This window comes from Luteibacter pinisoli, from assembly GCF_006385595.1.
Classification (GTDB): domain Bacteria; phylum Pseudomonadota; class Gammaproteobacteria; order Xanthomonadales; family Rhodanobacteraceae; genus Luteibacter; species Luteibacter pinisoli.
Map to the genome: position 1 here is coordinate 2,384,007 of NZ_CP041046.1, position 24,370 is coordinate 2,408,376.

The 24,370-nt window shown below is 66.1% G+C and carries 20 protein-coding genes; 8 read left to right on the forward strand and 12 right to left on the reverse strand.

The window, feature by feature from the left end:
* Window positions 1–47: 47 nt before the first annotated feature.
* Both FIV34_RS10830 and FIV34_RS10835 read left to right on the forward strand, forming a co-directional pair.
* Window positions 48–434 carry a TraR/DksA family transcriptional regulator gene (locus tag FIV34_RS10830; protein ID WP_139982583.1) on the forward strand — a complete coding sequence of 129 codons (387 nt, stop codon included), beginning with the start codon at window positions 48–50 and terminating at the stop codon, window positions 432–434.
* A gap of 181 nt (window positions 435–615) precedes the next feature.
* Window positions 616–3,669, forward strand: coding sequence for a TonB-dependent receptor (locus FIV34_RS10835; protein ID WP_139982585.1), 3,054 nt, complete (start codon window positions 616–618; stop codon window positions 3,667–3,669).
* A 15-nt stretch (window positions 3,670–3,684) separates the two neighbouring features.
* Here the strand turns inward: FIV34_RS10835 and FIV34_RS10840 are convergent, their stop codons facing one another.
* Window positions 3,685–4,455 carry an energy transducer TonB gene (locus FIV34_RS10840; protein ID WP_139982587.1) on the reverse strand — a complete coding sequence of 257 codons (771 nt, stop codon included), beginning with the start codon at window positions 4,453–4,455 and terminating at the stop codon, window positions 3,685–3,687.
* 126 nt (window positions 4,456–4,581) lie between these two features.
* Window positions 4,582–6,120 carry an MFS transporter gene (locus FIV34_RS10845; protein ID WP_139982590.1) on the reverse strand — a complete coding sequence of 513 codons (1,539 nt, stop codon included), beginning with the start codon at window positions 6,118–6,120 and terminating at the stop codon, window positions 4,582–4,584.
* 909 nt (window positions 6,121–7,029) lie between these two features.
* On the opposite strand from FIV34_RS10845, the gene FIV34_RS10855 reads away from it, so the two are divergent.
* On the forward strand, window positions 7,030–7,788 hold the full coding sequence (locus tag FIV34_RS10855; RefSeq protein WP_139982594.1) for a helix-turn-helix domain-containing protein: 759 nt from the start codon (window positions 7,030–7,032) through the stop codon (window positions 7,786–7,788).
* Window positions 7,789–7,856: 68 nt separating this feature from the next.
* The gene (locus FIV34_RS10860; RefSeq protein WP_139982596.1) at window positions 7,857–8,504 is read left to right on the forward strand and encodes an HD domain-containing protein; all 648 of its coding nucleotides are present in this window, start codon (window positions 7,857–7,859) and stop codon (window positions 8,502–8,504) included.
* A gap of 9 nt (window positions 8,505–8,513) precedes the next feature.
* On the opposite strand, the gene FIV34_RS10865 is transcribed toward FIV34_RS10860, so the two are convergent.
* The gene (locus tag FIV34_RS10865; protein WP_139982598.1) at window positions 8,514–9,389 is read right to left on the reverse strand and encodes an NmrA family NAD(P)-binding protein; all 876 of its coding nucleotides are present in this window, start codon (window positions 9,387–9,389) and stop codon (window positions 8,514–8,516) included.
* Between the two features lie 71 nt (window positions 9,390–9,460).
* Window positions 9,461–10,390 carry a LysR family transcriptional regulator gene (locus FIV34_RS10870; RefSeq protein ID WP_139982600.1) on the reverse strand — a complete coding sequence of 310 codons (930 nt, stop codon included), beginning with the start codon at window positions 10,388–10,390 and terminating at the stop codon, window positions 9,461–9,463.
* 124 nt (window positions 10,391–10,514) lie between these two features.
* Here FIV34_RS10870 and FIV34_RS10875 point away from each other — a divergent pair, with 124 nt between their 5' ends.
* On the forward strand, window positions 10,515–11,522 hold the full coding sequence (locus FIV34_RS10875; RefSeq protein ID WP_139982602.1) for a GlxA family transcriptional regulator: 1,008 nt from the start codon (window positions 10,515–10,517) through the stop codon (window positions 11,520–11,522).
* Between the two features lie 9 nt (window positions 11,523–11,531).
* Here the strand turns inward: FIV34_RS10875 and FIV34_RS10880 are convergent, their stop codons facing one another.
* From FIV34_RS10880 to glgX, 4 genes are all read right to left on the reverse strand, one after another.
* Window positions 11,532–12,302: a YkgJ family cysteine cluster protein gene (locus tag FIV34_RS10880; RefSeq protein ID WP_139982604.1), complete on the reverse strand. Its 771-nt coding sequence runs from the start codon at window positions 12,300–12,302 to the stop codon at window positions 11,532–11,534.
* A gap of 17 nt (window positions 12,303–12,319) precedes the next feature.
* Entirely contained in the window at window positions 12,320–15,697 is a 3,378-nt protein-coding gene (locus FIV34_RS10885; RefSeq protein ID WP_211352625.1) for a response regulator, read from the reverse strand.
* A 117-nt stretch (window positions 15,698–15,814) separates the two neighbouring features.
* On the reverse strand, window positions 15,815–17,047 hold the full coding sequence (locus FIV34_RS10890; protein ID WP_139982608.1) for a two-component system sensor histidine kinase NtrB: 1,233 nt from the start codon (window positions 17,045–17,047) through the stop codon (window positions 15,815–15,817).
* Between the two features lie 35 nt (window positions 17,048–17,082).
* Entirely contained in the window at window positions 17,083–19,203 is a 2,121-nt protein-coding gene (gene glgX / locus FIV34_RS10895) for a glycogen debranching protein GlgX (protein WP_139982610.1), read from the reverse strand.
* A gap of 160 nt (window positions 19,204–19,363) precedes the next feature.
* On the opposite strand from glgX, the gene FIV34_RS10900 reads away from it, so the two are divergent.
* A complete protein-coding gene (locus FIV34_RS10900) occupies window positions 19,364–19,756 on the forward strand; it encodes a DNA-binding transcriptional response regulator (protein WP_139982612.1) in 393 nt (130 codons plus the stop codon).
* Here FIV34_RS10900 and FIV34_RS21360 read toward each other — a convergent pair.
* The gene (locus FIV34_RS21360) at window positions 19,753–20,706 is read right to left on the reverse strand and encodes an NADP-dependent oxidoreductase (protein WP_139982614.1); all 954 of its coding nucleotides are present in this window, start codon (window positions 20,704–20,706) and stop codon (window positions 19,753–19,755) included. The two genes, FIV34_RS10900 and FIV34_RS21360, sit on opposite strands and share 4 nt — an antisense overlap.
* 129 nt (window positions 20,707–20,835) lie before the next feature.
* On the opposite strand from FIV34_RS21360, the gene FIV34_RS10910 reads away from it, so the two are divergent.
* Window positions 20,836–21,852 (forward strand): LLM class flavin-dependent oxidoreductase, encoded by a 1,017-nt coding sequence (locus FIV34_RS10910; RefSeq protein ID WP_139982616.1) that lies wholly within the window; start codon window positions 20,836–20,838, stop codon window positions 21,850–21,852.
* Between the two features lie 4 nt (window positions 21,853–21,856).
* Here the strand turns inward: FIV34_RS10910 and FIV34_RS10915 are convergent, their stop codons facing one another.
* From FIV34_RS10915 to FIV34_RS10925, 3 genes are read right to left on the reverse strand one after another with little or no spacing between them, the layout of a single operon-like run.
* Window positions 21,857–22,384: a hypothetical protein gene (locus FIV34_RS10915; RefSeq protein ID WP_139982618.1), complete on the reverse strand. Its 528-nt coding sequence runs from the start codon at window positions 22,382–22,384 to the stop codon at window positions 21,857–21,859.
* 2 nt (window positions 22,385–22,386) lie between these two features.
* Window positions 22,387–22,839: a DMT family transporter gene (locus tag FIV34_RS10920; RefSeq protein WP_139982620.1), complete on the reverse strand. Its 453-nt coding sequence runs from the start codon at window positions 22,837–22,839 to the stop codon at window positions 22,387–22,389.
* A gap of 11 nt (window positions 22,840–22,850) precedes the next feature.
* Window positions 22,851–23,279, reverse strand: a complete 429-nt coding sequence (locus FIV34_RS10925) for a DMT family transporter (protein ID WP_139982622.1) — start codon at window positions 23,277–23,279, stop codon at window positions 22,851–22,853.
* Window positions 23,280–23,377: 98 nt separating this feature from the next.
* On the opposite strand from FIV34_RS10925, the gene FIV34_RS10930 reads away from it, so the two are divergent.
* A complete protein-coding gene (locus tag FIV34_RS10930; protein ID WP_139982624.1) occupies window positions 23,378–24,301 on the forward strand; it encodes a LysR family transcriptional regulator in 924 nt (307 codons plus the stop codon).
* The last annotated feature ends 69 nt before the right edge of the window (window positions 24,302–24,370 follow it).

A 24,370-nucleotide genomic window follows, 5' to 3' on the forward strand; every position in this document is an offset into this window, starting at 1 on the left:
CCTGTTACACCACGCGCTTTCCCACGAACCACGCACGGAGAGCCACCATGTCCAGCCAAACCCTAGACGCCGCGTTCATCGCCCAACAGAAGGCGCGTCTGGTCGAGCTTCGCCGCCAGCTTGTGTCCGTCGGCAATGCCGCGGGGTCCGATGAGCAGGCCTGGCAGACCGCCGCCGGCGGCGAGCCGCAGGACGAGGGCGACGACGGCGAGCGCTTCGCCCAGCAGGAAGTAGACGAGGCCGTGCTCAAGCACAGCGAAGATCGCGTTGCCGCTGTCGATCGCGCGCTCGAGAAGATCGAAGAAGGCACCTACGGCCTCTCCGATGAAAGCGACGAGCCCATCCCCCGCGCGCGCCTGGAAGCCGTTCCGGAGACCATCTATACGGTCGAGGAATCCGAAGCCCGCGAGCGCAACGCTCGCCGCGGCCTGTAAGCCGATCCGGGGCTAACTCCCCACCATAAGCCGGATCCCGGCTTATGGGAACCCCTTTTGCCTCCCCAGTGTTCGCCACGGGAAACGCTATGTTTCCCGTTTGGCGGAACTTTCACGTATGTACGTCTAGACATATAGACGTCTATTCGATATTCCTTGTTGGCGCCTACCGCATCGCAACATGAACGATGCATCCACCCGCGCCTCACTCCGAATATCAGGGGAAGCTGTTTTGAAGCCTAATGCCGCATTTTCTGCCCGCACCCGCCTGTTCGTCGCGGTGATCGCGATCCTTGGGGCTGCCCACGCGCAGGCCCAGTCCACCACGGGCACCATCACCGGCCAGGCCCCTGTCGATGCGGGCGAAAGCGTGCTCATCCAGGGCGATTCGGGCCTGGCGCGCGAGGTCACCGTCGATGACAAGGGGCGCTACGCCGCAGGCCAGCTACCCCTGGGCACGTACACCGTCACCCTGAAAAAGAGCGGCGCGGAGGTCCAGAAGCGCAGCGGCGTCACCCTGCGCGTCGGCGCCTCGGTCGATGTGTCGTTTACCGCCGCCCCGGTCCAGAGCCTTGACTCCGTCACGGTCTCGCAGAACATCACGCCGCCGATCGATGTCGCCGCCGTGGACTCCCGCAGTGTCATCACGGCCGACCAGCTGGCAAAGCTCCCGCTCGCGCGCAACGCGGATGAAGTCGCCCGGCTTGCCCCCGGCGTGGTGCTGAACAGCGGCGGATACACCGGCCCGACCGGCCAGCGCATCAACAGCTTTGGCGGATCCGCGGCGAGCGAGAACGCGTATTACATCAACGGCTACAACGTGACGGACCCCCAGCGCGGCATGGGCGGCATCTCCCTGCCCTATGGCGCCATCGACCAGCAGGAGATCTATACGGGCGGATACAGCGCCCAGTACGGCCGCTCCGATGGCGGCGTCATCAACCAGGTGGGCAAGCGCGGCACCAACGACTGGCATTACGGCGCGCAGATCCTCTGGGAACCCGCCTTTGCGCGGGCGGATTCGGTCAACACGTTCTACACCAACGGCCTGACCGCCTCGCCTGTCGCCGGGTCCCTGTACAAGCCCAACCGCGAGAACCGGGACTGGGTGACCACGGTCAGCACCTACGTCGGCGGCCCGCTGATCAAGGACAAGCTGTTCTTCTTCCTCGCCGGGGAGTTCGAGCGCGAACAGGGCACGACGCATAACGCGGTGGATAACGTCAGCCCGGACGTTCACTACCGCTACGACTCCCCGCGCTGGTACGGCAAGATCGACTGGAACATCACGGACAACAACATCCTGGAAGTCACCAGCGCCTCGAGCAAGCGCGAAACCCAGGGCAGCATCTACGACTACGATTACAGCGCCCTGCAGCGCGGCGAGCGCATCGGTACGGCCGACAACACCAAGACCGGCGGCGACCTGTGGTCAGCCAAATACACCGGCTACATCACCGACAACCTCACCATCTCTGCCCTGTACGGCAAGATGAAGCTCGACCAGTACGACCAGCCGGGTGACTATGATGGCTCGCTCACCTACGCGGACGGCCTCATCAACCAGAATCCCGCGCTCAACGGTGGTTCGCCGATCGGCAACAACCAGACGGTCCAGACCATCATCAACCCCGGCCGTAGCACGCGAAGCACGAACACGCGCATCGATATCACCTACACCCTGGGCGACCACACGCTAAGCGCGGGTATGGATAACCAGGTGACGCGGGCCATCGACCAGGGCTCTACCGCATCGGGTGATGGCTACTACTGGACGTACGGCCAGGCGGATCCGAACATTCCCATTTCCACCGGGCTGAACGTCCCGGCGCCCGGCGGCTTCCCGAATGGCCAGGAAGGCTATTACGTGGTTCGCCATGTGGCGAGCTCACTGGCCAGCGTCCGCGCCACGCAGCGTGCGCAGTACGTCGAGGACAAGTGGCAGGTCAGCGATCAGTGGCTGTTGTCACTCGGCCTGCGCAATGACCAGTTCGAAAACTTCAACCGCGATGGCGATTCGTATGTCAGCCAGCATCGCCCCCAGTGGGCGCCACGCCTCGGCTTCAGCTGGGATGTGAATGGCGATGCGAGCTTCAAGGTGTTCGGCAATGCGGGGCGTTACTACCTTGGCCTGCCCCTGAATCCCGGCCTCAATGCCGCCGGCGCCGCACTCAGCACCTCGCAGTACTTCACGTACGGCGGTATCGACTCGCAGGGCCTGCCCACCGGCCTCACGGCGTTTTCGGCACCCGTTTCCTCGAACAACTACTACGGCATCCTGCCCGATGCGCGTACCGTCACCGCCAAGAACCTGAAGTCCGAGTACCAGGACGAGTTCATCCTTGGCTTCCAGAAGACCCTCGGCGCCGACTGGGTGTACGGCGCCAAAGCCACGCAACGCATCCTGCGCAGCGCCATCGACGACTATTGCGACGTCGATCGCATCACGGCCAAGGCGGCGTCGCTCGGTTACGACGTGACCTCGACGAACAGCTGCTACCTGTTCAACCCGGGTCGCGCGAACACCTTCAACCTGATCGACGCAAGCGGTAACGTGGTGAACGTGCCGCTGAGCAACGAAGAACTGGGATTCCAGGGGCTGAAGCGCCGCTACTACTCGCTGGAGGGCTTCTTCGAGCATCCGTTCGACGGCAGCTGGTACGCGAAGCTGGACTACGTGTTCTCGCGCAGCTACGGCAACACCGAGGGCCAGCTGCGCTCCGACCTGCAGCAGACGGCCGCTTCCACCAGTGAAGACTGGGACAACAGCTACATCATGGAGCACACCAACGGGGTCACCAATAACGACCACCGCCATCAGATCAAGCTCTATGGTTACTACCAGCTCACCTCCGAATGGCTGGTCTCGGCCAACCTCAGCCTCGTCTCCGGCTCGCCGAAGATCTGCCTGGGCTACTACGGCCCGGACCTCTCCGACCCGGGCAAATACGGTGGCTCGTACCACTACTGCAACGGCCAGCCGTCGCCGCCGGGGTCGCAGGGACGCCTGCCGTGGATCCGCCAGCTCGACATCGGCACGACGTATCGCCCGACCTTTGCCGACGGCAAGCTCGCCTTCACCGCGAGCGTGTTCAACGTGGCCAATGAGCAGCGCCCGTTGAATATCTACCCGTACTCGCAGACGGACCCCGGCGTCGCCGACCCGCAATACGGGCAGGCGCAGGTCAGGCAGTTGCCGCGTTACGTGCGGTTCGGGGTGAGCTACGACTTCTGAGCCCGGGGGGCGGGCTCACTGATCGTCGGCAGGCGTCCAGCTTCGAGTGCAATCGGTGCCGCAGTCGGTCTGCAGGGCAAACGTGATCGGCACGCGTACGCTCAGGCGCCGGCCCAGAGTCGGGCGAAACACCCAATGGCGCGCCGCATCCAGCGCGGCGCTGTCGAGGCGCGGGTCGCCGCTGCTGGTTTCGAGCTTGACGTCGGTGGGCGTACCGAGGTTGCCGAAGACAATAAGCACCATGGTCTTGCCGGTGGCGCGATCGGTGACGGCCGTCTTCGGATAGACGGGGCGCGGGGCATACAGCGGCGCGCTGGCCTTCGTGATCGCCTCACGACTGCCCTTCTGCGTGAACGAGGTGAAGGGGTCGCTGGCATGCCCCGTGGCCACGTCAATCAGCAGGGCCATGGCGAACGATGGCGCGCTCACAGGAAGCGGGGGAAACGACTGACTGACGAAACGCCGCGCTACGCAACGTGCGAAAGGTGTATCTGGCATCACCCGGGCATGGCGCACCACGCCGCCCGGATACACCACGCCACTGACAACCAGGCCGTCCATGTCCTCCGGCGGGTCAAACGCGGCACAGAGGTTGATCATCGCCTTGGTGTTGTCCATGCCGGCACCGGCGTAGAGCACGGCGTTGTACTGCTTGCCGAGTGTCGTGGCACTGGTGACCGAGGCCTGGGCAAGCACGGTCTCGAGGCTCGTGTCGGCAGCCACCGCCGCCCCCGCGACACACGCGAGCGCCAGGCATCCCACCCGGACCACACCCATGGATTGCATCGCCCCCTCCCCCTGCCGGAAGACCACGTCAGCCGCCACCGTCACTGATTCTAGTCACTATCGCCCGGCTTTCGGGAAGGCATTCGATTAGCCCAGAAGGACTATCACTCCGTGCCGCTGCCGTCCCTAGGCCTTTGGTCGGTCCCGGATCATCAGCGCCGCCGTCAGGGCCGACAGCAGCGCAAGGACGGTCGACAGGATCATCACCTGCCGGAATCCCGCGACAAAGGACGCGTCAACGACTCGCTTTGCCGCCTCGGCGCCAGGTGGCAATTCGATGCCGGCGAGCTTCGCCTTCTGCGCAAGGATGGTTTCCACTGACTCCCGCGGCAGGTGCATGTCGGCGAGGCTGTGCTTCAGCGCCGCGTCAAAACCGTGCGTGAGCAGCACACCGAAGACCGCGATCGCGATCAGGCCCGCAACGCGCGACATGGCGTTATTGACCCCCGACGCGGTGCCGGCAAGCGTAGGGTCCAGCGCGTTCATCACGGTGGTCGTCAGGGGCGCGATGGTGATGCTCATGCCCAGGCCCAGCACCGTCGCCGCGGGGAAAAAGGTTGTCCAATACGACCCGCCGACGCCGGGCACGGCATAAAGCGCGAAGCCCGCCGCCGCGATGATCGGGCCGACGACCAGGGGCAGGCGTGCGCCGACAAGGTCCACCAATCGGCCTGACACGCGAGAAAGCAGGAACATGATGACGATAAACGGCAGCAACGACGCCCCGGCACCGGTCGCACCGTAGCCCTGCACCTGGATCAGGTTCAGGGGCACGAAGAACATGCTGCCACCCAACGAGGCATACAGCAGCAGCGTGAGCAGGTTCGCCCCGGCGAAATTGCGGTCCCGGAACAGGCCCAGCGGCAGCATGGGGGATGCCACGCGCCGCTCGACGACGACAAAGGCCACCAGCGCGACCACGCCGACGGCGGCCGCCCCCACGACAGCGGGCGCGAGCCATCCGAGTTGCGGCGCTTCGATCAGGGCATAGACGACGCCAGCCAGGCCCAGCGTAGCGAGCACCGCACCGAGCACGTCCACTCGGCCGGCGTCGGCGCCCTTGCTCTCCGGGACGCGCCACTGGCAGATGGCGACCAGCGCAATGCCCAGGGGGAGGTTGATGAGGAACGCCCAGTGCCACGAAAAATGTTCGACCAGGAAGCCGCCGAGGACAGGGCCGATCGCAGCCGTGACGCCACTGAAGGCCGACCACGTGCCGATCGCCCTACCCCGGCGTTCCTTCGGGTAGGCCGACGTGAGCAGGGACAGGCTCCCCGGCACGAGCAGCGCGGCGCCCAGGCCTTGCGCCCCGCGCGCCACGATAAGCGCCACGATGCCTGGCGAGGCCGCACACGCCAGCGAGGCCAGCGTGAATACCACGGCGCCCACGGCAAATACCCGGCGCCTGCCGAACCGGTCGCCGAGTACGCCGCCGACGAGAAGCAGCGCTGACAGGAGCAGCGCGTACGACTCCATCACCCATTGCGCATCCGCGGACGTCGCCTGCATGGCCCGCTGGATGGCCGGCAAGGCCACGTTGACGATCGTGCCGTCCACAAACGCCATGCCCGAGCCGATCACGGCCACGACGAGGGTCCAGCGCCGGGCGCTCTCCGTGCAGTTTGCGGAAGGATCGGCGGGGGCGGCGTGGCTGGACGGGGTCATGAAGCGAGACTACCGCGTTACGGCGTCGGCCGGATTGCACGCGGCGTACGTGGGCAAGGCACCGGCCTGACAAGCCGCAGGCGAAACCTCACATTGGTGCACGCGGCCGGACTACATTCCTTACCGCTAAAGGAAGCTAGGCTGATTGTCAGTCGCTCGTCACTCTATGTTTCCAGATGAGGAGAGACGAGGGATGCACTGGCTGATCATGTCCATCGTTGTGCCAGCCGCCGCCGGGCCCGCGCTTTTCTGGATCATTTGGCTGGCTCGTTGGAAGGATCGACACAACGTCCATCCTTTTCTCGTGGTGAAAGATGGACAGCTTGGCTGGGCCACCATCGCTGTGTGCTCGGGCTGCTGGCTGGAGGTTCCCGACGATTGGTCAGGCTTGAAGTGGTTGCTAGGCGCACTGAGCCTCCTCTCAACCACATGGTGCGTGCTGGGCGCGGTAGAGCCGGTGCCGTATCCACACCTACCCATGCACGGAAGGAGACTCTGGCGCTTTTCGCTCGTCGTTTACGTACTAGCAAGTGCGGTGTACGCGTTTGTCCATTTAATGCCTGGAGTCAGCCATGGCCACTAGTTCGAACCCTTCCTCGCCACATTTGGCCGGCACCATGCGCTGTGGCGCATGCGGCGCCGAGTCACCGGGTGAGGAGTTCGCCTTTTCACCGTACCGGACGTGGATCCTGAACATTGGCGCCGCTGTAGTGGTGGCTGCGTTGGCCGTTTTCATTGTTGTCGTCCTAACAACGTTACCGGCACATCATTACCTCCCACGTCATTGAGGCCCCTCTCTCGTCGATCCATACTGACCACCGGCCGGTGGGTACCGGTGGCCGGCATCATTTACGACGGGAGCGTCTCGTGGAACCACAGAACCGCGTTGCCGGAAGCGAACTAGGCCGCATGCTCAAGGCGTGGCGCGGTATGCGCGGGATCAGCCAGATCGATCTCTCGCTTGAAACCGGCGTGTCGCAGAGGCACCTGAGCTTCATAGAGAGCGGGCGAAGCGCCCCTAGCCGGCACACCCTCATGGTGGTTGCCGATGGCCTGGACATGCCGTTCCGCGAGCGTAACCAGCTGCTTCTGGCGGCGGGCTATGCCCCGCAATATGCCGCCGAGGCCTGGGATGCGGACGCCTACGCACTGGTGCGAAAGGCGCTGGAGCGCATGCTTGCGCAGCATGAGCCTTTCCCTGCCATCGTGATGGACCGGCACTGGAATGTCATCCTGGCCAACGAGGCGACGCGCCGGCTGTTCGCCTCGTTTATCGACCTTGACCGCTGGCCCGCGCCGCGCAACCTGTTGCACATGCTGTTCGATCCGCAGGCACTGCGACCCTTCATTGCGGACTGGCCACGATTTTCAGCATCGATGCTGCAGCGCGTGCGACGCGAGGCCGTGGGAGGCGTCATCGACGAAGCCACCCAGGCGCTGGTCGCCGAACTGACCGCGTATCCGGGCGTCCCTGGCGACGACGTGCCCAGTGAAGCCGCCGACCTTCCCGTGATCCCCCTGACGCTGACGGATGGCAGCCGGCGGCTCAGCTACTTCTCGCTCGTCACGACGGTTGGCACGCCCAGCGCCCCGGCACCGCAGGAGCTCCGCGTCGAGTGCATGGTGCCCGTGGACGACGCGACTGAGGATTGGCACAAATCAACCTGATTTAGTCATTTGTGCCACAAGCGCCACGCCTAAGCTAAATCCAGCCATTTCCCTAGCTGGAGACACCCATGACCCACCCTGCCCCCATCACCCTTGCCGGCGTCACGGCGCCAGATTCGGCCTTCACCCGGAAGGCCGCCGCACTGGTCCAGCGGGTGCACAATCCCGCCATGCTCAACCACGTACACCGCAGCTGGTGGTTCGCCGAGTTTCTTGGCAAGCAACGCGGCCTCACGTACGACCGCGAAGTGGTGTACCTGTCGGCGGTACTGCACGACCTTGGGCTCACCGAGCATTTCGGCGCGGACAAGCGTTTCGAAGTCGATGGCGCTGATGCTGCCCGGCGCCTGCTGCTTGCCGATGGCTACGACGACACAAAGGCACAAACCGTCTGGGACGCCATCGCCTTGCACTCCGCCATTGGCATCGCGCAGTACAAGGCGCCCGAGATCGCGCTTGTCCATATGGGCGCACACCTGGACGTGCTGGGCATGTGGTACGACGAACTGCCGACGCAGCTCATCGACGACACGCTGGCCCTTTATCCACGCCTCGGCTTTAAAAAGGCCTTCCAGGAAGCGCTGGCGGAAGTAACCCGGAAGAAGCCAATCCTTGCCGCGGGCACCGGCCAGGTCGACATCGGCCATCGGCATATCCCGGGCTTCCACCTGCCGAACGGGTGCGACCTGATAGACGGCGCCCCGTTCGACAGCTGAGGCACGGCGTCAAAAGCTGTTCGCGTGCTTCGCTACAAAGGTCTCGACGGTCATGGGCGCCTCACCCGTCACCCGCTCGATCACGCCATCGGTTCCGGTGAAAACGCCGTTCTGGTAGTCGATGGCGATAGCAAGGAAATGCTGGATGAGCAACGCAGGCAAGCCGTAGCCTTCCAGTGAGGCGCGGTAGGCTTCGAGCGATTCGGGGCGATAGACCACCTCCTTGCCCAGCACGGCGCCGAGCTTCTCCGCGATCTGCGCCTGGCTGACCACGACAGGACCGCGCAGCAGCTCGATCTTGCCCGCATGCGCCTGCGGGTTCATGAGGGCCGCGGCGATGAAACGGGCCTGGTCTTCGCCAGCGATGGGCGCGTGGGTGCCCTCACCGTACGGCAGCGTAATCGCTCCTTCATGGACGATGCGGTCGCGCACCCACGGGAACACCAGCCATTCGGCGAAGAACGTCGGGCGAATGTGCAGCGCGGGCACGCCTGCGTTATCCAGCACGCGCTCGGCCAGCCAATGGTCGCGCGCGGCGTGGCTTTGCGAATCCTCGCGCGCGGAGATCTGCGACATGTTCACCACCAGCTCCAGGCCGTGGCGGTTCGCCGCGTTGGCGACATAGGCCGTTGCCTGGATCAGGCCCGGGGTAATCGGGAAGCAGAAGTAAGCGGTGTCGACGCCATCCGTGGCACGCAGCACGTCCTCGTGTTCAAGCAGGTCGCCGACGAAGATCTCGGCGCCGGCGGCCCTGAGCGCCTCCGACCGCTCGTCTTCGCGATGGACGAAGGCCCGGACGGATTCGCCCGCGGCAAGAAGGGCCTGGACAACGTGCTTCCCGGTCTTGCCGGTTGCGCCCGTGATGAGATGTTTACGATGTGCCATGGTGTTGACCTGTGCAGTGAATGATCGCCCCGTTTTGGGGGCCACCACCGCGAACACCATGCATGCGGCGCTTATCGCGCCAGAATTTCACCTATTCCAGAAAGCGTCACGTGGGGGATGTCGGTGAATTTACTGGCGAGGAATTCGGCGAAGACCGAGGCCTTGCGCGGCGGCCGACGCCCCGCCGGCGTGATCACGCTGATCGGCACCGGCGCCGGCGCATAGTCGGGCAGCACCTGGATAAGACTCCCCGTCGCGAGTGCCTCGGCAAACAGCCAGCGCGGCGCATGCGCCATGGCCACGCCTTGCAGCGCCGAGGCCAGGACAAGCTCGGCATCATTGAAGCGCACACGGGCCAGGGGCGCGACGGAAAGCGCTTGCCCGTCGTCTAAGAACTGCCAGGTCTTTAGGGTGCCCTCGCGTGCCAGCACGGCACTGGGCATGCGGGTCACGTCATTCGGGTGCGTGGGCACGCCGTGCAGCGCGAAGTACGAGGGCGATCCCACGGTGACGCATTCGGAACGCCCGATGCGCCGCGCGACCATCGATGAATCCGGCAACGGGCCGATGCGCACGGCGAGATCAATGCCGTCCGCCACCAGGTTGGAACGGCGATCGGATATCTCGACGTCAATCTGCACGTCCGGATAGAGGCTGAAGAACTCGGCGAGGTGGGGCAGCACGTAGAGGCGCCCGAAGGACGCCGACAACGCGATGCGCAGCAGGCCCGACGGCGCGCGCTGCCCGTCACCAATCCGGGTCTCCGCGTCGTCGATGCCATCGAGCAGGCGTTTGATCGCGTCGTAGTACTCCTGGCCGGCTTCGGTCAGGCTCAGCCCGCGTGTCGAACGCCGGAGCAGCTGGGCGCCCAGGCTCCCTTCCGCGCGTGCGAGCTGCTTGCTCACCGCCGACTGCGAGATCCCGAACTCGGCTGCCGCCCGCGAGAAGTTGCCCAGCTCAGCCAGCCGGGCGAACAGGCGCATCGCATCGAGTTTATCCACGTGTCACATCCTGGCCACCAGACGGCCGAACAGGTCATTACCGCCGATTTTCCGCCGATCCACGCCTCGGCGCGAGGAATAAATGCTATTCCGCGCCGCGGCGGGCCGGGATTACGATGACGGCATGACAACGCGAACCCGGCGGCCTTCCCGCACCCTGCATGCCGCGCCGAAACGGGTGGTGATCCTCGCGATCCCGCCCGTGGATGCGCTTGACGCGATCGGGCCGGCCGAGGTGTTCGCCTTCGCCAATCATTTGCATAAGGGGGCGCAGCCGCCCTATGTGCTCGAGCTGGTGACGCCGGGCCCCGGGCTGCAGGTGGCCAGCGAGACGGGCATCGCGCTCATGGCGCACCGCACGCTCGCGCAGGAGACGCGGTCGGGCAAGGGCATCGATACGCTGGTGATCGCCGCCGGCTTCACGCCGGTCGAGTCGCATCCTTCGGTGACCGCGTGGATCCGCAAGCGAGCGAGCACGGCGCGGCGCGTGTGCTCCATCTGTGTCGGCGCCTTCCCCCTGGCCGAGACCGGCGTACTCGACGGCAAGCGCGCCACCACGCACTGGCGCCTCACGCGGCAGCTCTCGGAACGCTACCCCGCCGTACAGGTCGACCCGGAGCCCATCTGGATCAAGGACGGCAACGTCTATACCTCGGCCGGGATCTCGTCGGGTATCGACCTCGCCCTGGCCCTGGTGGCCGAGGACCTGGGCGATGCGCTTGCCCTGGAGATTGCCAGGAACCTCGTGCTGTTCCTGCGCCGGCCCGGCGGCCAGGCGCAATTCAGCGCCACCTTGCGCACCGATGAAGCGCTGGGACCCGAACTAGCCGCCCTGTGCCACTGGATCACCGAGCACCTGGATGCCGACCTCACCGTCGAGATGCTGGCGGATCGCCAGGCGACCAGCGTGCGCAGCCTCATTCGCCTGTTCAAGCATGAGCTGAAGACGACACCGGCAAAGTACGTGGAAGAGGTGCGGCTGGAAGCGGTGGGCCGCGCGCTTGAACGCGGCGGGCGGACGCTCGAGGAGATTGCCCGCCGCTGCGGCTACCGCAGCGTGGACGTGCTGCGGAAGGCGTTCACCCGGCGCTTTGGCGTGAGTCCCCGCGACTATGCGCGCCGGTTTGCCTGAGGCGAGCGGCTAGTCCGGCTCAACGAAGCTGATGAACCGACGCCCGGCGCCAGCAAGATCAACCGCCTGCATCGACCGCGCACCTGCTGATTCAAGCAGCCACATCGTGCGAAGGCGGTGCGACACCAGGAGCCAGTCGTCGTCGGGCGACGGGGCGGCTGCCCCATCCACCACGGCTTCGAGTGCGCCACGCAGGTGCGCGGCAGACGGCGCGTAGGCCACGGTGCCTTCGTTCGACAGCCCTGCTTCGCGAATACCCAGCAGTGTGCATAGCTGCGCTTTGGCCGCGCCTTCCGCGTAGTCGTCCTCGCGGCGCTTGACCACCGCTGTCGCAACGACCGGATCAGCCCAGCTGCCGTCATCGTTCTGCAGCACCTCGCCGCTCTGCCAGGCCTCGGGCGGACAGAGCTTGATCGCGGGTTCAACCGAGACAAAGGGATTCACTTCGGCCGGATAGATGCGACACGCGGTGGGGCGGCGCGCGTAGATCCCGCAGCCCATGTCGTCGCGCAGGTTCGGGCAGGCGCCGTCGAAGCTCGCGACCAGGGTGACGATCACCCGCACGGGCAGATGGCCGCTCATCGCCAGGAACGAACGCTTGCGCTTATGCCAGGCCGGCCCGTTGTCGGCATCGGGCTCTTCGGGCCAGGGCACGGCTTCGCAGAACACCTCGACGCTACCGCCGTCATCCAGCCACGTCAGTGCTTCGCGCACGCTGAGCGGAAGACGCAGGCCGTGGCAGCAACGGCCGCACATGGTGCAGGAAAAATGCAGGGGCATGGGTCGGTCCGCCGTCCTCAGCCCTTGTCCGTCAGCCACACGCGGATCAGCGACAGCAGCTTGTCCACGTCCAGCGGCTTGGCGACATAGTCACTGGCGCCGGCCTGCATGGACTGCTGCTGGTCATCCGGCATGGCCTTGGCGGTCAGCGCGATGATCGGCAGGCGGCTCCAGCGGGCATCCCGCCGGATATGCTGCATGGCCGTCAGGCCGTCCATCACCGGCATCATGATGTCCATGAGCACCAGTTCGAACGGCGCATGCCGGCCTTCGCCGACCGCCGCCAGCAGATCGAGTGCCTCCTGGCCATTGCGTGCGATGGTGACAAGGCAGCCGTGCGGCTCGAGCACGTTCATCAACGCGAACACGTTGCGCACGTCGTCCTCCACGAGGAGGATGCGACGGCCTTCGAGCACCGCGTCCCGATGCTGGGCCGCGCGGATCATGCCCTGCTGCGATTCCGGCATCTCGCTCACCACCTGGTGCAGGAACAGCGAGACTTCGTCGAGCAGGCGCTCAGGGGACTTCGCGCCCTTGATGATGATGGAGCTGGAGTAACGACGCAGGCGGTCTTCTTCGCTGGAAGACAGCACGCGGCCGGTGTAGACGATCACCGGCGGGAAAGCATAGGCGTCCTTCGTGCTCAGCGTTTCGAGCAGCTCGAAGCCCGACGTATCCGGCAACGAAAGGTCGAGCACCATGCAGTCGAACGTCTGCCCCTGCAGGGCCGACAGGCATTCCGCGGCCGTGGGCGCACCCACGGTCTCGACATCGGCCGAGGCGAGGAGATGGCGGATCGCGTCGAGCTGCACCGCGTCGTCTTCCACGACGAGCACGCGGCGCGGGCGTTGCGACAGGCGCGCTTCGAGCGAGTCCAGCGCCCCGGTCAGTGCATCACGCGTCACGGGCTTCACGAGGTAACCGACGGCGCCCAGCGACAGGGCCGTGCGAGAGTGATCCGCTGCGGAGACCACATGGATGGGGATATGCCGGGTGCGCACGTCGTGCTTGAGGATGTCGAGCACGTACAGGCCCGACTGGTCCGGCAAGCCCACGTCCAGGATGATGGCGTGCGGCAGGTGCTCGCGGGCCATGGTCAGGGCGTCGCCGGCCGTGCGCGCAACGATGGCGCGGAAGCCCATCTCCGTCGCCAGGTCGCTGACGATCTCGGCGAACGCCTCGTCATCCTCGATCACCAGGATAAGCCGGCCCTTTTCGCCGCCTGCGAAGGCTTCGGCCAAGGCCGCCGGTGCCGGACGAGGCACCACGGGCGCCGGGCTAACCACCGGCGGCACGAAGGGCGCCGCCACGGGAGCCGGCGCGACAGGCACGGGCGTGCCGCCGCCCTCGAGCTTCGTGGCCACCGTCAGGGTGAACGTGCTGCCCTTGCCCGGCTCGCTCTGCACGCTGATGTCGCCACCGAGGCGTCGCGCCAGCTCCAGCGAGATGGAAAGACCCAGGCCCGTGCCGCCGTAGCGACGACTGATCGAGCCGTCCGCCTGCTGGAAGGCGTCGAAAATCCGCGCCTGCTGTTCCGGCGCGATGCCGATGCCGGTGTCCGCCACGGTGAACGCGATGCGCCCGCCGCGATCGGCGCGAACGCCCAGCGTCACACCGCCCTTCTCGGTGAACTTCAACGCATTGGACAATAGGTTCTTCAGCACCTGCTCGAGGCGCTGGCGGTCCGTTTCGATAATCGGCGGGCAATCCGCGCTCGCGCTCACGGTAAAGCTGAGGCCACGCTCGGCGGCCACCGGCGAAAGCAAGGCCGAGAGGTCGTTGAGAAGGGTCTCCACGCGCATCGGCTCGCTGCGCACATCCACGTGGCCCGCTTCGATCTTCGACAGGTCGAGGATGTCGTTGATCAACGTGAGCAGGTCGTTGCCCGAGGTGTGGATGGTACGGGCGAACTTCACCTGTTCTTCGGACAGGTTACCGGCCGTATTGTCCGCCAGCAGCTTGGAAAGGATCAGCGCCGAGTTCAGCGGCGTGCGCAGTTCGTGCGACATGTTGGCCAGGAACTCGGACTTGTACTTGCTGGCCCGCTCCACTTCGCGCGCCTTGGCTTCGATCGACTGGTTCGCCGTCGACAGCGCATCGCGCTGCGATTCCAGCTGCATCGACTGGTCGGACAGGTGCGCGTTGGTCTGTTCCAGCTCGGCCTGCTGCTCTTCCAGCTCGTGCTGCGATTCGCGCAGGGCGCGGCTCTGTTCTTCCAGCTCCTCGTTGGAGACGCGCAGCTCTTCCTGCTGGGCCTGCAGCGCTTCGGACTGGCGGCGGGTTTCTTCGAGCAGGCGGTTGAGCTCGGCGCGATAGGCGGCCGAACGCAGGGCCACGGCGATGGCCGGCGAGGCCTGTTCGAGGAGCGTCACCACGTCCTCGTCCACCGGACGGAAGAAGCCGAGTTCGAGCACGCCCTGGGCCATGCCGTCGGAGATGCCCGGCGCGATGAGCAGGTGGCGCGGCTTGCCCTGGCCAAGGCCCGAGCCCACCGTGAAATAGTTGTCCGGCACGTCGGACACGACGATGACGCGGTTCTCGTCAATCGCACGGCCGAGCAGGCTTCCCGCCGGGCGGACGCTCTCGCCGACGGTATCCGTCGCGAGGCCGATGGCGCCGACGCGCTCGAAACGCCCGTGCGCCGCGGTGAACAAGGCGCCTGCCTCGGCACTGACGAACCCGGCCAGGAACGACAGGATCGCGCCGCCCAGCTCACCCGCGTCCTTGTCGCCGGCCATCACCGTGGCCAGCTCGAGTCGTCCGGCCTGTAGCCAGGCGTCGCGCTCGCGGGCGCGTGAATTCCTGCGGATAAGCAAGCCCACGAAAATCGTCAGGCCGACGCCCAGCAGCGCGCTGGCGACGCCGCTGGTCAGCGCCGTGCCGTAGGCGCTCTCCATCTCCGCCAGGCGCTTGGCACGCAGGTCGAACTCGACGGCGCGCATGGCGGCCAGGCGAGCGCGGATGTCGTCCATCGAGGCCTTTCCGCGATCAGAGTTCACGACACGTAGGGCGGCCTCAAGCCCCTGGCCGCGGCGCAGTTCGATCGTCTCGCGCAATTCGGCCAGCTTGTCGCCGATCCGTACGCCCAGCTCGCGCAGGCGTGCCTGCTGGCCAGCATCACCGTCCAGCGTCACGCGAATCGTTTCAAGCCGCGCGGGCATCAGCGTCAGCGACGCCTTGTAGGGCTCCAGGTAGCCTTCGTTGCCCGTGAGCAGGTATCCGCGCTGGCCCGTCTCGGCATCCTGGATGCTCGACAGGATGTCGCCGAGGGCGGCCACGGTTTCCTGCGAACGGATCACCAGCGCGTTGTCGCTGCGGATGGTGTGGATATTCGCCCCGGCCACCAGGCCGCTGCAGACGAAGAAAACGACCACGAACAGCAGGGCCAGGAGCATGCGGGTTTCCCCCGCGGCACGCTGTGAGGAACGTCGGGACGTCGGGTGGAGCGTCATGGCGGCTCGGATCCTGTTGGCAACCCCTCAGGCTACCATGCAGGCCGCGCTCGACGGGAGTCAGGCGACAGCCAGTTCCCGCGTCTTCGGGAAGAGCAGCCGTACGCGGGTGCCCGCGCCAAGGGAAGACTCCACCTCGACGGCACCGCCAGCCTGGCGCATCAGGCCCAGCACCTGGGCAAGGCCAAGGCCGCTGGACGTGCCTTCGGGCTTCGTCGTGAAGAACGGCTGGAAGAGCCGCTCCTTCACGTCATCGCTCATGCCGGGGCCGGAGTCCGTGACGTCCACATAGACGTAGTCGCCATCCTGCAAGCTGGCGGACGACGCGTCCGGAGCAACATGGACTTCGCCGAACGACACCCGGATGCTGCCGCCCGCCTCGCAGGCGTCACGCGCATTGAGGCCGACATTCATCAGCGCCTGCTGCACTTCGTGGCCGTCGGCAAACACCAGCAACGGGGCCGGCGCCGGGTCCAGCGTGATGGACGTCCCACGGCGCACCGTGCTTTCCATCAGGGGGAAGACATCGGCGACCACTTCGGCAAGGTCGACATAGTCCGGCGAATGCGGCCGGGTGCGGGAGAACGCCAGCATGCGCCGGGACATCAGGGCGGCGTGGTGCGCCGCCTGCTGGGCGAAGCCCACGTAGCGGGCCTGCAACGGCGAGAGGTCACTCAGCACGTCAAGCGCCGAAAGAATGGTCTGCAGGTGGTTGTTGAGGTCGTGTCCCATCCCGGCGACCACCTGCCCCACCGCCTCACCCTTCTGGGCCTGCAGCGCCACGTGTTCCGCGGCACCCCGGGCCATGCTGGTCAGCGCCAGCTCGTCCTGCAAGGCGACGACCCGCCGGGCACCCTGGTCCACCGAGCGCTGGGCGGCGGCCAGCCGGTGGCGCAGGGAATCGTTCAAGGAATCCAGGGATTGTTCCAGGTTGACGCGCTCGGTCACCTCCCGGCTGATGCCGCCCAGCCGGAACACGTGGCCGTCGGCATCGCGCAGCGGCCCGACGATGACCGACCACCAGCGCAACGACCCGTCCGGGTTTTCGCTGGCGGCGACAAACCGGCTCCGCTGGCCTTCCCGGGCCGCATCCAGGCCCCGGCGAACCACCGCCTGGAAGGCGTCGGGCCACATTGCCACCCAGTCCTGCCCGATCAGGGCACCCTCGTTGGGCGCCCGAAGAAGGACGACCCCGCAGGCGTTGATCGCCACGATCCGCCCGTCGAGGTCGAGTTCCTTGACGCAGTCGTCCGAGAGGTCGACCAGCTGCTTGAAGGTAGGGGTGCTTTCCATGCCGGGAGGATATCGGGATCCGTGTAAACAAATGTCTAGGGGGCGGCGCCCTCACAGGCAAAGACGTGCAGCGACCGTGGCGGGCAGACGAACGTGTCGCCACCACGCACGGCCAGCCCCTCATCCAGCTCCAGGGCTGTCGACAGCGCCAGCTGCCAGGTGAGGCAGTCGTCCCGGCGGGGCAAGGTGAACTCCACCCCTTCCTCCCAGGCATTCACCACCACCAGCACGGTGGTATCGGTACCCCGGCCGGAGACCGCCGAGCGCGGCGCACGGCCGTCGACCATCAACGCCAGCGAGCGGGCCGCGGGCTGCCAGTGCACCTCCTGCATCTCCGAGCCGTCCGGCGCCAGCCAGTTGAAGTCGACCACGCCGGACGCCTCCTGGAACCGGCCATCCAGGAACCGGGAACGGGTGAGCATGGGGAAGCGCTCGCGCAGCTTCACGGCCTTGCGCACGAAGTCCGCCAGGCGGCCGTCGGTCGGGTCCCGGGTCCAGTCGATCCAGGCAATCTCGCTGTCCTGGCCGTAGGTGTTGTTGTTGCCGCCCTGGGTTTGCGCACGCTCGTCACCGGCAAGCAGCATCGGCGTGCCCTTGGAAAGGAACAGCGTGGCAAGCAGGTTGCGCATCTGCCGCTCGCGCAGCGCGAGGATGCCTTCGTCGTCCGTGGGGCCTTCGGCACCACCGTTCCACGAATGGTTGTTGTCCGAGCCATCGCGGTTGTCCTCGCCGTTGGCCTCGTTGTGCTTCTCGTTGTAGCTGACCAGGTCGCCGAGGGTGAACCCGTCGTGCGCCGTGATGAAGTTGACGCTGGCCCACGGGCGACGTCCGCGCTTGGCGAAGAAGTCGGCCGAGCCCGTCAGCCGTGTCGCGAACTCGCCGAGCATGCCTTCATCGCCCTTCCAGAAGGCGCGCACGTCATCGCGATAGCGGTCGTTCCATTCCGCCCAGCCCGGCGGGAAATGCCCCACCTGGTAACCGCCCGGGCCGCAGTCCCACGGCTCGGCAATCAGCTTGACGCTGGCCAGGAGTGGATCCTGGCCCACCGCATCCAGGATGCCACCGCGCTGGTCGAAGCCGCTGGGCTCGCGCCCGAGGATCGTGGCCAGGTCGAAGCGGAAGCCATCGACGTGCATCTCGTCCACCCAGTACCGCAGCGAATCGGTCACCAGCTGGATCACGCGCGGCTGTGACACGTTCAGCGTGTTACCGGTGCCCGTATCGTTGATGTAGTAGCGCGGATCGTCCGCGAGGCGGTAATACGAGGCGTTATCGATACCGCGGAACGACAGCGTCGGCCCCAGCTCGCTGCCCTCCGCCGTGTGGTTGTAGACCACGTCGAGGATGACCTCCAGGCCCTTCGCGTGAAGTGCGCGCACCGTGTCCCGCACCTCATTGCGATGGCCGGTGGCGAGGTAGCGGCGCTTGACGGCGAAGAACGCCAGCGTGTTGTAGCCCCAGTAGTTGCGACGCCCATCCTCGAGCAGATGCTGGTCGTCGGCGTACGCGTGCACCGGCAGCAGCTCCACCGCCGTTACGCCGAGCGAACCGACGTAATCCGTGACCGCGTCATGGGCGAGGCCGGCGAAGGTGCCGCGGATGTCTTCGGGCACGTCCGGGTGGCGTATCGTGTAACCGCGCACATGGGTCTCCATGATGACGGTCTCGTCCCAGGGCCGCATCGGGCGGACGTCGCCGCCCCAGTCGTAGTCTTCCTGCACCACGACCGCCTTGGGCACAAACGGCGCGCTGTCCCGTTCGTCGAAGCTCAGGTCCGCGTCCGGGTGGCCGATCGTGTAGCCGAACAGCTCATCGCACCAGACCAGGTCGCCGGCCAGTTCGCGCGCATACGGATCGACAAGGAGTTTGTTGGGGTTGAAGCGATGTCCCTGGGTCGGCTCGTAGGGGCCATGCACCCGGTAGCCGTACTGCTGGCCCGGGCCGACCCCGGGCAGGTAGCCGTGCCAGATTTCGTCGGTGTATTCGGGCAGGTCGACCCGGGTTTCGTTGCCCTCGTCATCGAACAGGCAAAGCTCCACCCGGGTGCCATGGGCGGTGAACAGGGCGAAGTTGGTGCCCTCGCCGTCGAAGTGGGCACCGCGCGGAAAAGCCCGGCCCTCGCGAACGACGGGCGGGCGGGACGATGGATGGTTCATGCGGGGATGCCCTCTGGAATCCGACGAGGGTGCGCAAGCGTCGGTGGAGACATCGTGCACGGCCCGTGGGACGCCCGCTCATCAACGGAAAGACCCCCGAAACGAAAGGTCGGGCATGCTAGAGCGGCGTAGAATGCATTGCATGAGGGAGGCGCAGCCCATGTCCCAGCCGCGACGCCAGCCAGTGGCCATCGTCATTGAGCCCAATCCGGATCTCGCCGCCACGGTGGCCCAGTGCCTGGCGACGCGCGGGTTCATCGTGTCCTGCGCCACCACGCATGCCGGTGCCGCCGAACTGGCGCTGGCGCAATGGCGGGTGGATTTCCTGGTGGCCGCCGTCCCGGCCCCGGGCGAAGACCGGCACGGAGCCTACCTGTCCGAGGCGGCGAAAGAAAATCCCGGCATGGGCATCGTCATCATGCTGGCCGACCCTTACGAACTGGCGAAGGATGCACCGTCCAGCGCGGTGCATCTGGTGAAGCCCTTCAGCGTGGCCGAACTCGACAAGGCGATCGACCGCGCGACGATCTTCGCGGCGGGCACGGGCGCCTAGATCGTCAGGACCGTCTTGCCGGCGTGCGGGCGGCCCGGCGCCTCGCTGAAGACGCGTCGTGCCTCGTCCAGGGGGAACACGGCGTCGATCGTCACCCTGATGCGCCCGTCAGTCGCCCAGCGGCCCAGTTCGGCTAGTTGACCGGCATCGGGTCGGACGATGAACCAGAACGCCTCGATACCCGCCTCGCGTGCGCGATCGGGTGACGGGGCGTCTTCGGCCTCCCCGGAGATGGTGACCAGCCGGCCACCCTTCGGCACGATGGCCCAGCTTCGCTCCAGCAGGTCCCGGCCCACCGTGTCGAACACCAGGTCGATCCCCGCTGCGGCATCCTCGAAGCGCGCCGTCGCGGTATCCACTGCCACATCGGCCCCCAGCGTCCGGCACAGCGCCGCGGCCTCCGCACCACGCGCCGTGGCAATGACGCGCGCGCCGGCGCCCTTGGCAATCTGGATGGCGAAGGTGCCTACCGCACCAGCGCCGCCGTGGATCAGTACGGTTTCCCCGGCTCGCAGGCGGCCATGGTCGAACAAGCCCTGCCATGCGGTGAGGGCACCAATCGGCAGCGTCGAGGCATCGGTGGCGCTGAGCCCCTCGGGCACGCGGGCGATTTCCGAAGGCAGCACGTACGCCAGTTCGGCCGCCGCGCCATTGCGCCAGAAGTCGATAAGGCCAAACACCCGGTCGCCCACGCTGAACGCGTGTTCGCCCGCCGCCGCATCCACGATGCGTCCGGCGAACTCGTGGCCGATGATGACCGGCAACGGACGTGGACGGCCGTCAGGAAGCGCCATGCTGCCATTGGTCACCCAATGCGGTTCGCCGAAGGTGAGGCCCACCGCTTCGACGGCGACGAGCAGCCCGCGCGCGTCAGCTTCGGGATCCGCGGTCTCGCCGACTACGATAGACAGGTCTCCGTGTGGCGCATCAGCGATCCAGGCGGCTTTCATCGGGTGGGTTCCTTGAGGGGCCGAGACGGCGTTGCCGGCATGATGGAGCTGCCCGTGCGCCCGTGGCTTGGAGGAAATGCCAGCGGCGTATAGTGCGCCGGATACCTCTTAACCGTTCAAGGGTGTCCCATGAAACGCATCGGCTTCCTCTCCTTTGGCCACTGGACCGATTCGCCGCACTCGGGCACGCGCTCTGCCAGCGACGTCCTCCATCAGTCGATCGACCTGGCCGTCGCAGCGGAAGCGATCGGCGCCGACGGGGCGTATTTCCGCGTGCACCATTTCGCCCAGCAACTGGCGTCGCCCTTCCCGCTCCTCGCCGCCATTGGCGCGAAGACACAGCGCATCGAGATCGGCACCGGCGTGATCGACATGCGTTACGAGAACCCCTTCTACATGCTGGAAACCGCCGGTGCGGCGGACCTGATCAGCGGCGGCCGCCTGCAGCTGGGCATCAGCCGCGGCTCGCCCGAGCAGGTGATCGACGGCTGGCGGCATTTCGGCTTCGAGCCGGCGGAAGGCGAAACCGATGCGGACATGGGGCGCCGGCATGCCGAGGTGTTTCTCCAACTGCTCGAAGGCAAGGGCTTCGCCCAGCCCAACCCGAATCCCATGTTCCCCAACCCACCCGGCCTGTTGCGCCTGGAACCGCACGCGCCGGGCCTGCGCGAGCGCATCTGGTGGGGCTCGGCATCGAACGCCACGGCCGTGTGGGCGGCGAAGATGGGCATGAACCTGCAGAGCTCGACCCTCAAGGCCAACGAAACCAACGAGCCGCTGCACATCCAGCAGGCTAAGCAGATGCGGGCGTATCGCGACGCGTGGGTAGAAGCCGGACACACGCGCGAACCTCGCGTCTCCGTGCTGCGCTCCATCTTCCCGATCATGAACGACACCGACCGCGCCTATTTCGGCCGGAGCAAGAGCAGCGACCAGATCGGCTTCATCGACCGCATGGAGGCCGTGTTTGGCCGCACCTACGCCGCGGAACCCGAAGTGCTTATCTCTGAGCTCGCCGAAGACAAGGCGATTGCCGAAGCGGATACGCTGCTGCTCGCCGTGCCCAACCAGCTCGGCGTGGATTACAACGTGCACCTCATCGAGTCCATCCTCAAGCACGTAGCCCCTGCCCTCGGCTGGCGGTGACCGCTTAGCGGTTCAAAGCGGCCAGGTCGTCGGCCCAGGCATCGGCACGCCGCTTCATGAAATCCTCGGCCACGCCTTCGGGCAGGGCCGAGATCACCACGTGCCGGTAGTACTCGAGGCCGCGCAGCATGGGCATGTAGCGCAGGGTTCTTCCACGCCACTGGCCCTCTCCCGGGCCCAGGTAGATCGCGTCGCTCCACTTGACGTGGAGTATCGAGCGCAGGGCAAGCGTCGGGATGATGGTAGGATCGAGCACCTTGCCATCGGGCATCTCGATCCAGGTGTGCGCATTCGCTGTGAGGATCGGGTCGTAGCCGGCGTCCAGTTCGGTCTGCAGGCTGGCCTGCGTCGTCGCGTAGTACGGGCGCCCGTCGACTTCAATGTTGCCGACGACGATCTCATGCTTCATCCGCAGTGACAACAGCTCCAGCGAGACGAGATTCACCGCGGTGAAACAACGCTTCTCCCATTCGGCGGGCTCCAGGCTGTAGACCTTCAGGGCACGTCGTGCGGCGCTCACTACGTCGGTCATCGCTACCTGCCCTGTCGTGCGTTGCTCCGGTATATCAGGAAGAGCGCGAGCGCCAGAAGTGCCATGGCGGCAAGGCGTGCGGCGCCGAGCGGCAACACGGGATTATCCAGCCAGCCGAAGTTGTCGATCAGCAGGCTCATCAGCAGCTGTCCGCTGATCACCGCCACCGTCGCCACGGCGGTACCCACGCGCGGCACGGCGAACACGATCACCAGCATGTAAACCACGCCAAAGAAGGCACCGGTCACCTGCCAGCGTGGCACGTTGAAAAGAGTGAGCGCGTGGGATGGCTCGACAAAGAACGCCCACAGGAAACTGAGCAAGGCACCCAGGGTAAACGTCAGCCAGGCACTTTCCAGCACGCCCACGTTGGCACCCAGGCGGCCATTGATGGCCGATTGCGCGCAGAGCACCGCGCCACTGATAACGACGACGATCAACATCAGGATAAGCATCGCGTCGTTCCTTAATGAATCAGCCAGAGGGCGGCGAGAATGGCGACGAGGGCGCCGGCGCGGTAACCATCCACCTCGCGCTTCGCGCTGCCGAGCCAGCCGAAATGATCGATGACGAGGCTGGCGCCCACCTGGCCGAACAGGATGCCCACCATGGTGAGCCCCACGCCGATGAACGGGGTGGCGATCGTCAGCGCCGCGACGTAGACGGGCCCGAGCACGCCGCCGGTCAGCAGCCAGCGCGGTTGCGAAAACATCAGGGCCAGCCGGGGCCGGCCGAACACCAGGCCGAAGGTAAGCAGCAGGGAGCCGACGGCGAAGATGCCAAAGACGGCCCAGCCGTGCCCCACCTCGCCGCTCAGGGGGCCAAGCAGGCCCGCCTCGACGGAGAGCCCCATGCCGGCCGCGACGACCAGTGGGATAAGCCAAACGTGTTTCATGCCAGCGGTTCCGAAAACAGACGGACAAAGGTAGGGCGCTGCTGAAAGTGGAACAATCACGTAGAATGCGAATACACCATTGCTGGTTTCGCAACTCGATGAATATCAACGCATTGCGTTACTTCGCCATGGTCGCCACCTCGGCCAGTTTCGTCACCACGGCGCGCCACTTCGGGGTTCCGGCGTCCTCCGTTTCCCGGTACATCGCCGCGCTGGAAGCCGAGGTCGGCCAGCAACTGTTGTTTCGCCACACCCGCGCCGTGCGCCTGACGGATGCCGGCGAACGGTTCTACGCCACGATCCGCGAGGCCCTGGATCTCCTGGACATGGCTGCCGAGCAAGCGGCGGATAAAGACGCCGCGCCCAAAGGGCTGGTCAGGGTCAACGCGCCGCTCGCCCTTGGCCGGCTGCACATCGCGCCCATCCTCCACGCGCTACAGAAGGTGTATCCGGCACTCTCCGTCCACCTCAGCCTGACCGACGCCTTCGTCGATCCGGTACAGGAAGGCGCGGATATCACCGTTCGCGTCGGGCACCTCGATGACTCACGGCTGGTCGGTCGAGCCATCGGCACACAGCGTTACCTCCTCTGCGCGAGCCAGGACTACCTCGACGCCCACGGTGTACCTGTCCATCCCGGTGATCTGGCCGCACACAACTGCCTGGTCTACCGCGGCACGATGGGCGCGCAGCGCTGGTACTTCCGAAAGCCGGGGCACGCGCGTTACGAAGCGTTCGCCGTGCGCGGCACGTTCGAAAGCAACAACGCCGAGTCGTTGATGTCGGCCGCCGAAGCGTCGCTCGGTCTCGTGCTGTTTCCTACGTGGCTGTTCACGCCAGCGAGCTTCGCCAGCGGCCGCCTGGTCAAGGTCTTGCCGGAGTGGGAAGGTTCGGTCGAGGCCGAACCACCGGGTATCCACCTGCTCTCGCCCGAGAACCGGTCCCGATCACGGAAGGTGCGCGTGCTCACCGACTTCCTTATCGAACACATCGGCACACCGCCCTACTGGGACCAGGTGTGATGCCGTGGTTGCGCAGTAGTTCTACTTAGTGACTTGAGTCAAAAAGAGGCTTGCATTCAAGGGTTATGG

Coding starts and splice junctions, on each gene's coding strand:
- FIV34_RS10845 (WP_139982590.1), bottom strand. CDS start 6,120: ATGACCCCGTCCAGCCACGCCGCCCCCGCCGATCCTTCCGCAAACTGC.
- FIV34_RS10910 (WP_139982616.1), top strand. CDS start 20,836: ATGAAACGCATCGGCTTCCTCTCCTTTGGCCACTGGACCGATTCGCCG.
- FIV34_RS10865 (WP_139982598.1), bottom strand. CDS start 9,389: ATGGCACATCGTAAACATCTCATCACGGGCGCAACCGGCAAGACCGGG.
- FIV34_RS21360 (WP_139982614.1), bottom strand. CDS start 20,706: ATGAAAGCCGCCTGGATCGCTGATGCGCCACACGGAGACCTGTCTATC.
- FIV34_RS10890 (WP_139982608.1), bottom strand. CDS start 17,047: ATGGAAAGCACCCCTACCTTCAAGCAGCTGGTCGACCTCTCGGACGAC.
- FIV34_RS10860 (WP_139982596.1), top strand. CDS start 7,857: ATGACCCACCCTGCCCCCATCACCCTTGCCGGCGTCACGGCGCCAGAT.
- FIV34_RS10885 (WP_211352625.1), bottom strand. CDS start 15,697: ATGCTCCTGGCCCTGCTGTTCGTGGTCGTTTTCTTCGTCTGCAGCGGC.
- FIV34_RS10930 (WP_139982624.1), top strand. CDS start 23,378: ATGAATATCAACGCATTGCGTTACTTCGCCATGGTCGCCACCTCGGCC.
- FIV34_RS10875 (WP_139982602.1), top strand. CDS start 10,515: ATGACAACGCGAACCCGGCGGCCTTCCCGCACCCTGCATGCCGCGCCG.
- FIV34_RS10900 (WP_139982612.1), top strand. CDS start 19,364: ATGTCCCAGCCGCGACGCCAGCCAGTGGCCATCGTCATTGAGCCCAAT.
- FIV34_RS10840 (WP_139982587.1), bottom strand. CDS start 4,455: ATGCAATCCATGGGTGTGGTCCGGGTGGGATGCCTGGCGCTCGCGTGT.
- glgX (WP_139982610.1), bottom strand. CDS start 19,203: ATGAACCATCCATCGTCCCGCCCGCCCGTCGTTCGCGAGGGCCGGGCT.
- FIV34_RS10915 (WP_139982618.1), bottom strand. CDS start 22,384: ATGACCGACGTAGTGAGCGCCGCACGACGTGCCCTGAAGGTCTACAGC.
- FIV34_RS10925 (WP_139982622.1), bottom strand. CDS start 23,279: ATGAAACACGTTTGGCTTATCCCACTGGTCGTCGCGGCCGGCATGGGG.
- FIV34_RS10855 (WP_139982594.1), top strand. CDS start 7,030: ATGCTCAAGGCGTGGCGCGGTATGCGCGGGATCAGCCAGATCGATCTC.
- FIV34_RS10920 (WP_139982620.1), bottom strand. CDS start 22,839: ATGCTTATCCTGATGTTGATCGTCGTCGTTATCAGTGGCGCGGTGCTC.
- FIV34_RS10880 (WP_139982604.1), bottom strand. CDS start 12,302: ATGCCCCTGCATTTTTCCTGCACCATGTGCGGCCGTTGCTGCCACGGC.
- FIV34_RS10830 (WP_139982583.1), top strand. CDS start 48: ATGTCCAGCCAAACCCTAGACGCCGCGTTCATCGCCCAACAGAAGGCG.
- FIV34_RS10835 (WP_139982585.1), top strand. CDS start 616: ATGAACGATGCATCCACCCGCGCCTCACTCCGAATATCAGGGGAAGCT.